This is a genomic window from Streptomyces sp. NPDC002463 (assembly GCF_042889835.1).
In the GTDB taxonomy this organism is placed as follows: Bacteria; Actinomycetota; Actinomycetes; order Streptomycetales; family Streptomycetaceae; genus Streptomyces; species Streptomyces nymphaeiformis.
Map to the genome: position 1 here is coordinate 61,361 of NZ_JBIARL010000030.1, position 13,347 is coordinate 74,707.

General features: G+C 71.2%; 9 protein-coding genes. 8 read left to right on the top strand and 1 reads right to left on the bottom strand.

Annotated features, from left to right (window positions below):
* Nucleotides 1-3: 3 nt before the first annotated feature.
* The 6 genes from ACFYX3_RS38160 to ACFYX3_RS38185 all read left to right on the top strand — a co-directional run bounded on the left by ACFYX3_RS38160 (nt 4) and on the right by ACFYX3_RS38185 (nt 11,383).
* On the top strand, nt 4-987 hold the full coding sequence (locus tag ACFYX3_RS38160; protein ID WP_382654363.1) for a carbohydrate kinase family protein: 984 nt from the start codon (nt 4-6) through the stop codon (nt 985-987).
* Complete coding sequence (gene metH, locus ACFYX3_RS38165) at nt 984-4,445, top strand: methionine synthase (RefSeq protein ID WP_389024052.1); 3,462 nt, start codon at nt 984-986, stop codon at nt 4,443-4,445. The genes ACFYX3_RS38160 and metH overlap by 4 nt, the downstream gene beginning before the upstream one ends.
* Nucleotides 4,442-5,314 (top strand): methylenetetrahydrofolate reductase [NAD(P)H], encoded by an 873-nt coding sequence (gene metF, locus ACFYX3_RS38170; protein ID WP_389024055.1) that lies wholly within the window; start codon nt 4,442-4,444, stop codon nt 5,312-5,314. The genes metH and metF overlap by 4 nt, the downstream gene beginning before the upstream one ends.
* Nucleotides 5,307-6,701, top strand: coding sequence for an adenosylhomocysteinase (ahcY, locus tag ACFYX3_RS38175; RefSeq protein ID WP_389024058.1), 1,395 nt, complete (start codon nt 5,307-5,309; stop codon nt 6,699-6,701). Before metF ends, ahcY begins: the two co-directional genes overlap by 8 nt.
* Nucleotides 6,702-6,703: 2 nt before the next feature.
* Nucleotides 6,704-7,366, top strand: coding sequence for a maleylpyruvate isomerase family mycothiol-dependent enzyme (locus ACFYX3_RS38180; protein ID WP_389024061.1), 663 nt, complete (start codon nt 6,704-6,706; stop codon nt 7,364-7,366).
* 339 nt (nt 7,367-7,705) lie between these two features.
* Nucleotides 7,706-11,383: an amino acid adenylation domain-containing protein gene (locus ACFYX3_RS38185; RefSeq protein ID WP_389024065.1), complete on the top strand. Its 3,678-nt coding sequence runs from the start codon at nt 7,706-7,708 to the stop codon at nt 11,381-11,383.
* On the opposite strand, the gene ACFYX3_RS38190 is transcribed toward ACFYX3_RS38185, so the two are convergent.
* A complete protein-coding gene (locus ACFYX3_RS38190; RefSeq protein ID WP_382654377.1) occupies nt 11,352-12,110 on the bottom strand; it encodes a helix-turn-helix domain-containing protein in 759 nt (252 codons plus the stop codon). The two genes, ACFYX3_RS38185 and ACFYX3_RS38190, sit on opposite strands and share 32 nt — an antisense overlap.
* 260 nt (nt 12,111-12,370) lie before the next feature.
* Here ACFYX3_RS38190 and ACFYX3_RS38195 point away from each other — a divergent pair, with 260 nt between their 5' ends.
* Together ACFYX3_RS38195 and ACFYX3_RS38200 are read left to right on the top strand one after the other, a co-directional pair.
* Nucleotides 12,371-13,036, top strand: a complete 666-nt coding sequence (locus ACFYX3_RS38195; RefSeq protein ID WP_389024069.1) for a DUF4097 family beta strand repeat-containing protein — start codon at nt 12,371-12,373, stop codon at nt 13,034-13,036.
* 30 nt (nt 13,037-13,066) lie between these two features.
* On the top strand, nt 13,067-13,347 hold a 281-nt coding region (locus tag ACFYX3_RS38200; RefSeq protein WP_389024073.1), incomplete at its 3' end, for an ATP-binding cassette domain-containing protein.

The window sequence follows — 13,347 nt, forward strand, 5'->3', positions numbered from 1 at the left end:
GCCATGCGTATCGCTGTCACGGGATCCATCGCGACCGACCATCTGATGACCTTCCCCGGCTGGTTCAGCGAGCAGCTGCTCGCCGACCGGCTCGACCGGGTCTCCCTGTCGTTCCTCGCCGACAACCTGGAGGTCAGGCGCGGCGGAGTGGCAGCGAACATCGCCTTCGGACTCGGTGTCCTCGGCCTGCGGCCCGCCCTCGTGGGCGCGGTCGGCGCCGACTTCGAGCCGTACCGGGTCTGGCTGAAGGACCACGGTGTGGACACCGACTCGGTGCGCGTCAGCGAGTCGCTCCACACCGCCCGCTTCGTCTGTACCACCGACCGGGCCCAGAACCAGATCGCCACCTTCTACGCCGGGGCGATGGCCGAGGCGCGCGAGATCGACCTCCGCGAGGTCGCCGCGCGCACCGGCCGCCTGGAACTGGTCCTGGTCTCCCCGGACGACCCCGAGGCCATGCTCCGGCACACCCGCGCCTGCCGTGACCTGGGGATCCCCTTCGCCGCCGACCCGTCGCAGCAGCTGGCGCGGCTCGACGGGGAGCAGGTGCGGGAGCTGGTGGACGGGGCCCGGTTCCTGTTCACCAACGAGTACGAGACGGCCCTCCTCCTGGAGAAGTCCGGCTGGCCGGAGGCGGAGGTCCTGCGCCGCGTCGGCACCTGGGTCACCACCCACGGCGAGGCCGGCGTCCGCATCCGCGGCGAGGGCCGCGACCCCCTGGCCGTGCCGGCCGTGGAGGTCCCGGCGGTCGTCGACCCGACCGGCGTCGGCGACGCCTTCCGGGCCGGCTTCCTCGCCGGGACGCTGTGGGGCGTGCCCGAGCGGTGCGCGGCGCAGCTGGGCTGCGCGGTCGCGGCGACCGTCCTCGACTACGTGGGGACGCAGGAGTACCGGCTGCACCGGGACTCCCTCCTGGACCGGATCAGGACGACGTACGGCGTCGGCTGCACGGCGACGCTCGTCACCCATCTGAGGGGGCTGACATGAGGCCGTCGCTGAGGGAAGAGTTCACGAAGAGGGTCGTCGTCGCCGACGGGGCCATGGGCACCATGCTCCAGGCCGCCGACCCGTCGATGGACGACTTCCGGCAGCTGGAGGGCTGCAACGAGATCCTCAACCTCACCCGCCCCGACATCGTCGCCTCCGTCCACGACGCCTACTTCTCCGCCGGCGTGGACTGCGTCGAGACCAACACCTTCGGGGCGAACCTCGCCGCGCTCGCCGAGTACGGCATCGAGAACCAGGTGTACGAGCTCTCCGAGGCCGGCGCCCGGATCGCCCGCGCCTCCGCCGACGCCCACACGGCCCTCGACGGCCGCCCCCGCTGGGTCCTCGGCTCCATCGGCCCCGGTACGAAACTGCCGACCTTGGGCCACGTCACGTACGAGCCCCTCCGCGAGGCCTTCCAGCAGAACGCGGAAGGCCTGATCCGCGGCGGTGCCGACGCCCTGCTCATCGAGACCTCGCAGGACCTGCTCCAGACGAAGGCGGCCGTCATCGGCGCCCGCCGGGCCCTGGACTGGGTCGGCGTGGACCTGCCGGTCATCGTGCAGGTCACGGTCGAGACCACCGGCACGATGCTGCTCGGCTCGGAGATCGGGGCCGCGCTGACGGCCCTGGAGCCGCTCGGCATCGACATGATCGGCCTGAACTGCGCCACGGGTCCCGTGGAGATGGCCGAGCACCTGCGGCACCTCTCCCGGCACGCCCGCATCCCGATCTCGGTCATGCCGAACGCGGGTCTGCCGGTCCTCACCTCCGACGGCGCCCACTACCCGCTGTCCCCGGCCGAACTGGCCGACGCCCAGGAGCAGTTCGTACGGGAGTACGGACCCGCCCTGGTCGGCGGCTGCTGCGGGACGACCCCCGCGCACCTGCGGGAGATCGTGGACCGGGTGCGCGGCGCGGCCGTCCTCGACCGGCAGCCGGCCGTGGAACCGGGCGCGTCCTCCCTGTACAGCCACGTGCCGTTCCGCCAGGACACCTCGTACCTGGCGATCGGCGAGCGGACCAACGCCAACGGCTCGAAGAAGTTCCGCGAGGCCATGCTCGAAGGCCGCTGGGACGACTGCGTCGAGATGGCCCGCGACCAGATCCGCGAGGGCGCGCACATGCTCGACCTCTGCGTCGACTACGTGGGCCGCGACGGCGCCGCGGACATGGCCGAGCTCGCCGGCCGCTTCGCGACCGCCTCCACCCTGCCGATCGTCCTCGACTCCACCGAGGTCGGTGTCCTGCGCGCCGGCCTGGAGAAGCTCGGCGGCCGGGCCGTCATCAACTCGGTCAACTACGAGGACGGCGACGGCCCCGAATCGAGGTTCGCGCAGGTCACGGCGCTCGCCAAGGAACACGGCGCCGCCCTGATGGCCCTCACGATCGACGAGGAGGGCCAGGCCAGGACGGTCGAGGCGAAGGTCGCGATCGCCGAGCGGCTCATCCAGGACCTCACGGAGAACTGGGGGATCAGGGAGTCCGACATCCTGATCGACACCCTCACCTTCACGATCTGCACCGGCCAGGAGGAGTCGCGGGGCGACGGCATCGCCACCATCGAGGCGATCCGCGAACTGAAGCGCCGCCACCCGGACGTCCAGACGACCCTGGGCCTGTCGAACATCTCCTTCGGCCTCAACCCGGCGGCCAGGATCGTCCTCAACTCGGTCTTCCTCGACGAGTGCGTGAAGGCGGGCCTGGACTCGGCGATCGTCCACGCCTCGAAGATCCTCCCGATCGCCCGCCTGGAGCCGGAGCAGGTCGAGGTCGCCCTCGACCTGATCTACGACCGCAGGCGGGAGGGGTACGACCCGCTCCAGCGCCTCCTGGAGCTCTTCGAGGGCGCCACGGCGAAGTCCCTCAAGGCGGGCAAGGCGGAGGAGCTCCTGGCCCTGCCGCTCGACGAGCGTCTCAAGCGGCGGATCGTCGACGGCGAGAAGAACGGCCTGGAGTCCGACCTCGACGCGGCACTGGGGGAGCGGCCGGCCCTGGAGATCGTCAACGACGTGCTCCTCGACGGCATGAAGACCGTCGGCGAGCTGTTCGGCTCCGGCCAGATGCAGCTGCCGTTCGTGCTCCAGTCCGCCGAGGTCATGAAGACGGCCGTCGCCTACCTCGAACCGCACATGGAGAAGTCCGACGCGGAGGGCAAGGGCACGATCGTGCTCGCGACCGTCCGCGGCGACGTCCACGACATCGGCAAGAACCTCGTCGACATCATCCTCTCCAACAACGGCTACAACGTCGTCAACATCGGCATCAAGCAGCCGGTCTCCGCGATCCTGGAGGCGGCGGAGCAGCACCGGGCGGACGTCATCGGCATGTCCGGCCTCCTCGTGAAGTCCACGGTGATCATGAAGGAGAACCTGGAGGAGCTGAACGCCCGGGGACTGGCTTCGAAGTACCCGGTGATCCTCGGCGGAGCCGCCCTGACCAGGGCATACGTCGAACAGGACCTCCACGAGCTGTACGAGGGCGAGGTCCGCTACGCCCGGGACGCCTTCGAGGGCCTGCGCCTCATGGACGCGCTCATGGGCGTCAAGCGCGGCGTCCCCGGAGCCGTGCTGCCCCCGCTCAAGCAGCGCCGGGTGCCGAAGCGCGCCGAGCCGGTCATCGAGGTCCGCGAGCCCGAGCCGGCCGGCCGCTCCGACGTCGCCGCCGACAACCCCGTACCCGAACCCCCCTTCCTCGGGTCGAAGGTCGTCACCGGCATCCCCCTCGCCGAGTACGCCCCCTGGCTCGACGAGACCGCCCTCTTCAAGGGCCAGTGGGGACTCAAGGACGCCGCGACCATCGAGACGGAGGGCAGGCCGCGCCTACGGGCCCTGCTCGACCGCATCGAGCGGGAGAACCTGGTCGAGGCGGCCGTCGTCCACGGCTGGTTCCCCTGTGTGTCCAAGGGCGACGACCTGATCGTCCTGGACGAGGACGGAGGCGAGCGGACCCGCTTCTCCTTCCCCCGCCAGCAGCGGGGCCGCCGCCTCTGCCTGGCCGACTTCCACCGCGCCGAGGACTCCGGCGAGGTCGACGCGGTCGCCCTCCAGGTCGTCACCGTCGGATCGAGGATCGGGGAGGAGACGGCCCGGCTCTTCGCCGCCGACGCCTACCGCGACTACCTCGAACTCCACGGTCTGTCAGTGCAGTTGGCGGAAGCCCTGGCCGAGTACTGGCACGCGCGCGTCCGCGCCGACTGGGGCATCGCCGGCGCTTCGGAACCCGCCGGTCTCGACGGGATGCTGCGCACCGAGTACCAGGGCTGCCGCTACTCCCTCGGCTACCCGGCCTGCCCCGACCTGGAGGACAGGGCGAAGATCGCCGCGCTGCTCCGGCCCGAGCGGATCGGGGTCGTGCTGTCGGAGGAGTACCAGCTGCACCCCGAGCAGTCGACGGACGCGATCGTCGTCCACCACCCGGAGGCGAGCTACTTCAACGCGGGAGGCCGACGTCTGTGAACCCCGAATCCCCCACGTACTCCTTCGAGTTCTTCCCGCCGAAGACCGACAGGGGCGAGCAGACCCTCTGGGACGCGATCCGCCGTGTCGAGGCACTCAGGCCGGACTTCGTCTCCGTGACGTACGGCGCGGGCGGCTCGTCCCGCGACCGGACCATCGACGTCACGAAGCGGATCGTCACCGAGACCACCCTGCGGCCCGTCGCCCATCTGACGGCCGTCGGGCACTCGGTCGCCGAGCTGCGGGCCATCATCGGCGCCTACGCGGACGCCGGCGTCCGGGACGTGCTCGTCCTGCGCGGCGACCCGCCGGGCGACCCGCGCGGCGCGTGGACCCCGCACCCGCAGGGCTTCACGTACGCGAGCGAACTCGTCGAACTGGTCCGCTCGCTGGGCGAGTTCAGAATCGGCGTGGCGGCGTTCCCGGAGGGACACCCCCGCTCCTTCGACTCCAGGAGCGACCTCGCGCACTTCGTCGCCAAGTGCCGTGCGGGCGCCGACTACGCCATCACGCAGATGTTCTTCGACCCCGAGGACTACCTGCGGCTGCGGGACCGGGTCGCCGCCGCCGGCTGCGACACCCCGATCATCCCGGAGATCATGCCGGCCACCGACGTACGCCAGATCCGCCGCTTCGCCGAACTGTCGGACGCGGCCTTCCCCGAGGACCTGGCGCACCGCCTGGAAGCGGCGAAGGACGACCCGGCCGCCGCGTACCGCATCGGCGTCGAGCACGCCACGCAGATGGGCCTGCGGCTGCTCGACGAGGGCGCGCCCGGCCTGCACTACATCACGCTGAACAAGTCGACGGCGGCCCTGGAAATCCACCGAACCATCATGAGTGCAAGGAGAATCGCAGCGCATGTCTGACTTCACCGATTACAAGGTCGCCGACATCAGCCTGGCCGCCTTCGGCCGCAAGGAGATCACCCTCGCCGAGCACGAGATGCCCGGCCTGATGGCGATCCGCCGCGAGTACGCCGAGACGCAGCCGCTCGCCGGCGCCCGGATCACCGGCTCGCTGCACATGACGGTGCAGACGGCCGTCCTCATCGAGACCCTCGTGGCGCTCGGCGCCGAGGTCCGCTGGGTGTCCTGCAACATCTACTCGACGCAGGACCACGCGGCCGCCGCGATCGCCGCCGCCGGGATCCCGGTCTTCGCCTGGAAGGGCGAGACGCTGGAGGAGTACTGGTGGTGCACGGAGCAGGCGCTGACCTGGCCGGGCGCCGACGGCCCGAACATGATCCTGGACGACGGCGGCGACGCCACCCTCCTCGTCCACAAGGGTGTGGAGTACCAGAAGACGGGCGCCCTGCCGGAGGCCTCGAACGAGGAGCTCGCGGTCGTCCGCGCCCTCCTGGAGCAGACCGCCCTGGACTGGTCGGCGATCGCCGCCGGCATCCGCGGCGTCACTGAGGAGACCACGACGGGCGTCCACCGCCTGTACGAGATGCACCGCGAGGGCGAGCTCCTCTTCCCGGCGATCAACGTGAACGACGCCGTGACGAAGTCGAAGTTCGACAACAAGTACGGCTGCCGCCACTCGCTCGTCGACGGCATCAACCGCGCCACCGACGTCCTGATCGGCGGCAAGACGGCCGTCGTCTGCGGCTACGGCGACGTCGGCAAGGGCTCGGCGGAGTCCCTCCGCGGCCAGGGCGCCCGGGTGATCGTCACCGAGATCGACCCGATCTGCGCGCTCCAGGCGGCGATGGACGGCTACCAGGTCGCCACCCTGGAGGACGTGGTGGAGACGGCCGACATCTTCATCACGACGACGGGCAACAAGGACATCATCATGGCGTCCGACATCGCCCGCATGAAGCACCAGGCGATCGTCGGCAACATCGGCCACTTCGACAACGAGATCGACATGGCGGGTCTCGCGCGGATCCCCGGGATCGTGAAGGACGAGGTCAAGCCGCAGGTCCACACCTGGACGTTCCCCGACGGCAAGGTCGTCATCGTCCTGTCCGAGGGCCGGCTCCTGAACCTCGGCAACGCGACCGGCCACCCGTCCTTCGTGATGTCGAACTCCTTCGCGGACCAGACGCTGGCGCAGATCGAACTGTTCACGAAGACGGAGCAGTACCCGACCGACGTCTACGTCCTCCCGAAGCACCTGGACGAGAAGGTCGCCCGCCTCCACCTCGACGCGCTGGGCGTCCGCCTGACGACGCTCCGCCCCGAGCAGGCGTCGTACATCGGGGTCCCGGTGGAGGGCCCGTACAAGCCTGACCACTACCGCTACTGATGATGTGTACCGAACGTGACCCCTGGCTCCCCGACCGGCTCCTCCGTACGGAACGGGACCTGCTGATGCCGCTCCTCCGGCGCACACCGGAGGAGGCGTACGAGCTCCGCACCGCGTGCCCCGGCTGGACCGCCCGGCAGGTCCTCGCCCACTGCGGGGCGGCGCTCGTCCGGATCGTCGAGGACCGCCTGGAGGAAGGCGTGTTCCTGCCGGAGGCGAACGCCTGCGACGTGGCGGACCGGGAGGACTGGCCGCTCGACCGGATCCTCGACGAACTGGAACGCGGCCTCACGGAGGCGGGCCCGGTCATCGCGGCCCGGGAGGACGGCCGCCTGGACGCGGTCGCCCTCGGGGAGTGGGTCCATGCCGGGGACGTACGGGAGGCCTTCGGCGAGCCCGGCGCGTACTGCGGCGAGGCCCTGGACCTGGCGCTCCCGCTGCTCTCGATGACGAGCCGCCGGCGGGAGACGCCGCGGCTGATCGGAGACCTGGCGGACCGCTCAGGCCGCCAGGTCTCCCTCGGCAACGCGATCGAGGGCAGGCCGGCGGCGCGCTTCAGGGGAGACGCCGCGACCCTGATCCGCATCTACGCGGGCCGCCCCCTGGTCCGCACGCGCTACGCCCTCACGGGCGCGACGGAACAAGAACTCCTCATCTACCGCTGACCTGCGCCGCCCCCGTTGTGGGGCCCGCGCCCGGCGGGGCGGTGCCCCCGCTGCCGTGTGGGCAATCGTCCCGCAGGGCGATGGGGGTCCCCCCTGCTCGAGCGAAGCCGAGAGCTCGGGGGAGGGTGGGCGCACGGGACGGCGCCCTTCAGCGGCGCCTCCGCGTTCCGCGCCCTGGCCCGCACCACGTGCGCGCCGTCGCTCGCGGTGCGGGTTCAGGCGCGGGAGCCTCTGGCGCCGGCATGGGCGCCGTCCGTTGTGCCCACCCGTTCCGCCCCGGTGGAACGCATGCCCACAACGAGGTGCGGCGACGGCGCGGTCCCAGACGAAGGGAAGACCATGTCCACGCTCGACCGGCTCCTCCGTACCGCCGCCGCCGCGCGGCCCGACACCCCCGCCGTGGCCTTCGGCCGGGACACGCGGACCTTCCGCGAGCTCCACGACGACGCCGCCGCCCTCGCCACCCGCCTCCGCGCCCTCGGCGCAGCCCGCGACGCCCGCGTGGGCGTGCTCGTCGAGCCGAGCCTCGACCTGATGACCGGCATCTGGGGCGTCGTCCTCGCCGGCGCCGCGTACGTGCCGCTCTCCCCGGAGTACCCCGAGGAGCGTCTGCGCTACATGATCGAGGACAGCGGCGCGGGGATCGTCCTGACCCAGGACCGCTTCCGGGACCGCGCCGAGGAGCTCGCCCCGCCCGGCACGACGGTCGTCGTCATCGGGGACGTACCGCAGGAGCGGGAAACGGCCCCGCTCCCCGCCCCCGCCCCCGACGACCTCGCCTACGTCATCTACACCTCCGGCTCCACCGGCAGGCCCAAGGGCGTCATGGTCGAGCACCGTTCGATCGTGTCGCAGATGCGCTGGATGGCGGCGGAGCACCGCCTCGGCCCGGACGCCGTCGTCCTCCAGAAGACCCCGATGAGCTTCGACGCCGCGCAGTGGGAGATCCTCGCGCCGGCGGTCGGCGCACGCGTCGCCGTCGGACCGCCCGGCGTCTACCGCGACCCCGAGGGTCTGGTCGACGCGATCCGCACACACGGCGCGACGATGCTCCAGGGCGTGCCGACCCTCCTCCAGGCCCTCGTGGACACGGAGCGCCTCGGCACCTGCACCACCCTCGAACGGGTCTACTCGGGCGGCGAGATCCTCTCCAGGAACCTCGCCGCACAGCTCCTCGCCGAGCTCCCGGCCGCCGACCTGATCAACCTCTACGGTCCCACCGAGTGCACGATCAACGCCTCCTCCCACACGGTGGACCGGGCGACGCTCGCGGACGCCCCGGCCGCGATACCCATCGGCAGACCGGCCCACGGCACGACCTTCCACATACGCGACGGCGAGCTGTGCATCGGCGGGATCCAGGTGGCGCGGGGGTACCTGGACCGTCCCGAGCTGACCGCCGAGAAGTTCCTCACCACGGACACCGGCGAGCGCCTCTACCGCACGGGCGACCTGGCGCACTGGAACGAGGACGGCACGGTCCAGTTCGCGGGCCGCGCGGACAACCAGATCAAGTTACGCGGCTTCCGCGTCGAGCTGGACGAGATCGCGCTCGCCATCGAGAACCACGACTGGGTCAAGAACGCGGCGGTCATCGTCAAGGACGAGCCCCGCACCGGCTTCCAGAACCTCGTCGCCTGCGTGGAGCTGTCGCCGAAGGAGGCGGCCCTGATGGACCAGGGCAACCACGGCGCCCACCACCAGTCGAAGGAGTCGAAGCTCCAGGTCAAGGCCCAGCTGTCCAACGCCGGCACCCGCGAGGACGCCGAGCTCGCGGGCTGCCCGGTGGTGCAGCTGCCGGGCGGGACGCCGACGGAGCGGATGCGGCGTACGGTCTTCGCCCGCAAGACCTACCGCTTCTACGAGGGCGGCGAGGTCACCCGCGCCGACGTCCTCGCGGCCCTGTCCCGCCGCCCGGAGGGCATCGGATCCCGGCGGGTCGGCAGTCTCACCGCCGCCGACCTCGGCGAACTCCTGCGCTGGTTCGGCCAGTTCAGCAGTGACGAACGGCTCCTCCCGAAGTACGGCTACGCCTCGCCGGGCGCCCTGTACGCGACGCAGCTGTACGTGGAGGCGCGCGGCATCGCGGGCCTGGACCCGGGCACGTACTACTACCATCCGGTCCGCCACCGCCTGTACCTGACGGAGGCGCTCCCGGACGCCGCCGAACCGTCCCTGCGCCTCGACTTCCGGGGGAAGCGCGAGGCGATCGAGCCGGTCTACAGGAACAACATCCAGGAGGTCCTGGAGATCGAGACGGGTCACATGGTGGGCCTCTTCGAGGAGGTCCTGCCGGGCTACGGCCTGGACGTCAGGCCGTGCCCCGGGGACGGGCTCTGGGAGGTCGTCCCGTACGACGAGGAGACGAGGAACGACCCCGAGGCGGACGTCTACGTTCAGGCCCACGGCACCCGCATCCCGGACCTCCCGGAAGCCCAGTACGCCTACGAGCACGGCGAGTTGCGCGTGATCTCGGGCTCCCTCGTCGAGAAGAAGCACGTCATCGCCATCAACCAGGCGGTGTACGAGCGGGCCTCGCTCGGCATCGCCGTCGTCAGCCGGACGGCTGACACGGACCGGGCGTACGTCGACCTCGGCAGGGTGCTCCAGCGTCTCCAACTGGGCGACCACGGGCTCGGTTTCATGTCCTCCGGCTACAGCTCCAAGTCCGGCCACCCGCTCCCTGCGGCCCGTCGCCTGGACGAGATCCTGGCGGCGGCGGGCCGGGCGACCGGCCCCTCGTACTTCTTCGTCGGCGGCCGGGTCGGCGAGGAGCAGCGGCTGAGCGAGGGGATGTACGAGGACACGGTCCACATGAAGGGCCCGGCGGAGATGATCCGCGACGACCTCGTGCACCACCTGCCGGACTACATGATCCCGAACCGGGTCGTGGTCCTGGACCGGCTGCCGCTGTCGGCGAACGGCAAGGTGGACACGAAGGCGCTCGCCGACCTCGCCGTCGTCAACGCGGGCCTGCACGGCCGGCCGCACGTCCCGCCCCGTACGCGTGCGGAGAGCAGGCTCGCGGAGATCTGGGCGGCGGCCCTCAAGTACGAGGAGGTCGAGGCGGTCTCCGTCCTGGACGACTTCTTCGAGTCGGGCGGCAACTCGCTGATCGCGGTCGCGCTGGTCACGCGGATCAACCGTGCGTTCGGGGCCTCGCTCCCGCTCCAGGTGCTCTTCGAGCGGCCGACGATCGAGAAGATCGCCCACCAGCTGGACGGCGCCGCCGCGACTCCCGCCTCCCGTCTCGTACGGCTGCACGCGGCCGGCGCGCAGTCGCCCGTGTACTGCTGGCCGGGCCTCGGGGGCTACACGATGAACCTGCGGCACCTGGCCGAGGAGGTCGGCATCGACCGGCCGTTCTACGGGGTGCAGGCGCACGGCGTCAACCGGGGCGAGGAGCCGTACGCCACGATCCGCGAGATGGCCGCCGCCGATGTGGCCGCGATCCGCCGCCGCCAGCCCACCGGCCCGTACACCCTGTGGGGTTACTCGTTCGGCGCGCGCGTCGCCTTCGAGTCGGCGCACCTCCTGGAGGCGGCGGGGGAGCAGGTGGAGAACCTCTTCCTGATCGCCCCGGGATCGCCGAAGGTCCGCTCCTCGGAGACGGGCGGGGCGACGTATGACAATCCGGCGTTCGTGACGATCCTGTACTCGGTGTTCGCGGGCGCGATCGACGCGAGCGTGCGGGCGGAGGACCGCCGGAGCTTCGTCGCGTACGTGGCGGAGAACTTCCCGGCCCTCGACCCGGACCTGATCGACCGGATCGTCGCGATCGTCGAGGAGACCTTCGAGTTCACCTACACCTTCCGGGAGTTGACGGAGCGGCAGGTGAAGTGCCCCGTGACCCTCTTCAAGGCGGAGGGCGACGACTACTCCTTCCTGGAGCAGGCCACGGGCTGGTCGAGCCGCCCGCCGACGGTCGTGGAGCTCGACGCCGACCACTACAGCCTGCTCCGGCAGCCCGACCTGACGGAACTCGTCAAGAAGATCCGCTACCGCCTGGGGCTGTAGCGCCGTCCCCCGGGGCGGGGGGCTTCGAATGGAGGATGGCCCGGGCCTGCTCGGCGGCCCGGGCCGTGTTCTCCGCGACGAAGTCGAGGAAGCGGGCGACGCTCTCCAGGCGGTGGCCGGCCGGGGTGTCGGAGCCGAAGACGGTGACGCCCTCCCGCGCGGTCTCGACGATCTGGGCGAGGGCCCGGGCGGACGCCATCATCGACTGGAACCAGACGTCGTCGTCGACGGTGTAGCGCTCGCGGCGGCGCTCGTCGCGCTCCCGGCGGATGAGGTCCTGGCTGTCGAGGAACGTGACCGCCTTGGAGATGGACGCCGGGCTGACCTGGAGGCGGTCGGCGAGCTCGGACGCGGTGAGGCTGCCCGCGTCGGCGAGGGTCAGGGCGGCCATGACGCGGGCCGTCATCTTCGGCATGCCCGAGGCCATCATGACGGTCGTGAACGTCTCCTCGTACGCGCGCACGGCCTCGGCGTCCCGCCCATGTGCCTGCGGGGCGGCGGAGGTTCCGCGGGGCGCGGCCGGCTTGCGGCGGTGGGCGCGCTGCTCGGTGGCGCGGTGGGCGAGGTCGGCGCGGTAGCCGGCGGGGCCGCCGTTGCGCATGACCTCGCGGGTGATGGTCGAGGTCGGACGGTCGAGGCGGCGGGCGATCTCCGCGTACGCCAGCCCGTCGGCGAGCCCGAGGGCGATCTGCTGGCGTTCGGGCTGGGTGAGTCTGCCTCCCGGCATCGCGGTCTCCTTCGTCGTCCGTGGCGCGCGTCGCCCGTGGTGGGCCCAGCATAGCGTTCACCTTCAATCCATTGCAACGGAATGAGGAGGTGACGTTGCATTAGATCCAGAACCATTGCAATGAAATGAGGTAACTGACCAGCGGAAATGCAGTTTTCACGCAATGAAATGCTTGCTGGATCCTCGAACGCAACGTAGCTTTTCCTTCATCGGAAACGGCGCGGCGAACAAGCGCCCGCCACAGACGAAGGAGCAGCACCATGCAGAAGTTCGACACCACCGCCCCGATCGCCACCGTCCTCGCCGTCCCCGCCGGCCGCATCCGCCTCATCGCCGCCGACCGGGCCGACGCCACCGTCGAGGTCCTGCCCGCCGACCCCTCCAAGAGCCGCGACGTGAAGACGGCCGAGCGCACCGAAGTCGCCTACGCCGACGGCGTCCTGCGCATCGAGGTCCCGAAGACGAAGAACGGCATCCTCGGGGGCACCGGATCCATCGAGGTCACCGTCCAGCTCCCGGCCGGCTCCCGCGTCGAGGCCGAGGCCGCCGCGACCGAGTTCCGCGGCGTCGGACGGCTCGGCGAGGTCGTCTTCGAGGGCGCGTACGGCCAGATCAAGGTCGACGAGGCCGCGGGCCTCCGCCTCAACGCCGCCGACGGCGACGTCGAGGTCGGCCGGCTGACCGGCCCGGCGGAGATCAGCACCGCGCGGGGCGACATCCGCATCGCCGAGGCGACGGGCGGCACGCTCACCCTGACCACCCAGAAGGGCGACATCACGGTCGGCGCGGCGGCCGGCGTCTCCGCCTCCCTGAACGCGGGCACCGCCTACGGCCGCGTCGACAACTCCCTGCGCAACGACGGCACGTCGGCCCTGAACATCCAGGCGACCACCGCGTACGGCGACATCACGGCCCGCAGCCTCTAACCCACCCACGGCCTTCCAGGAGCCATCACCATGACCACCCCGGCGATCGCGGCGAACGGGCTGCGCAAGTCCTACGGCGACAAGACCGTCCTCGACGGCATCGACCTGACCGTCCCCGAGGGCACGATCTTCGCCCTGCTCGGACCGAACGGCGCGGGCAAGACGACCGCCGTGAAGATCCTCTCCACGCTGATCACGGCGGACGGCGGCCGGGCCCAGGTCGCCGGCCACGACATCACCGCGCAGGCGCAGTCCGTCCGGGCGGCGATCGGGGTGACGGGCCAGTTCTCCGCGGTGGACGGCCTGATCAC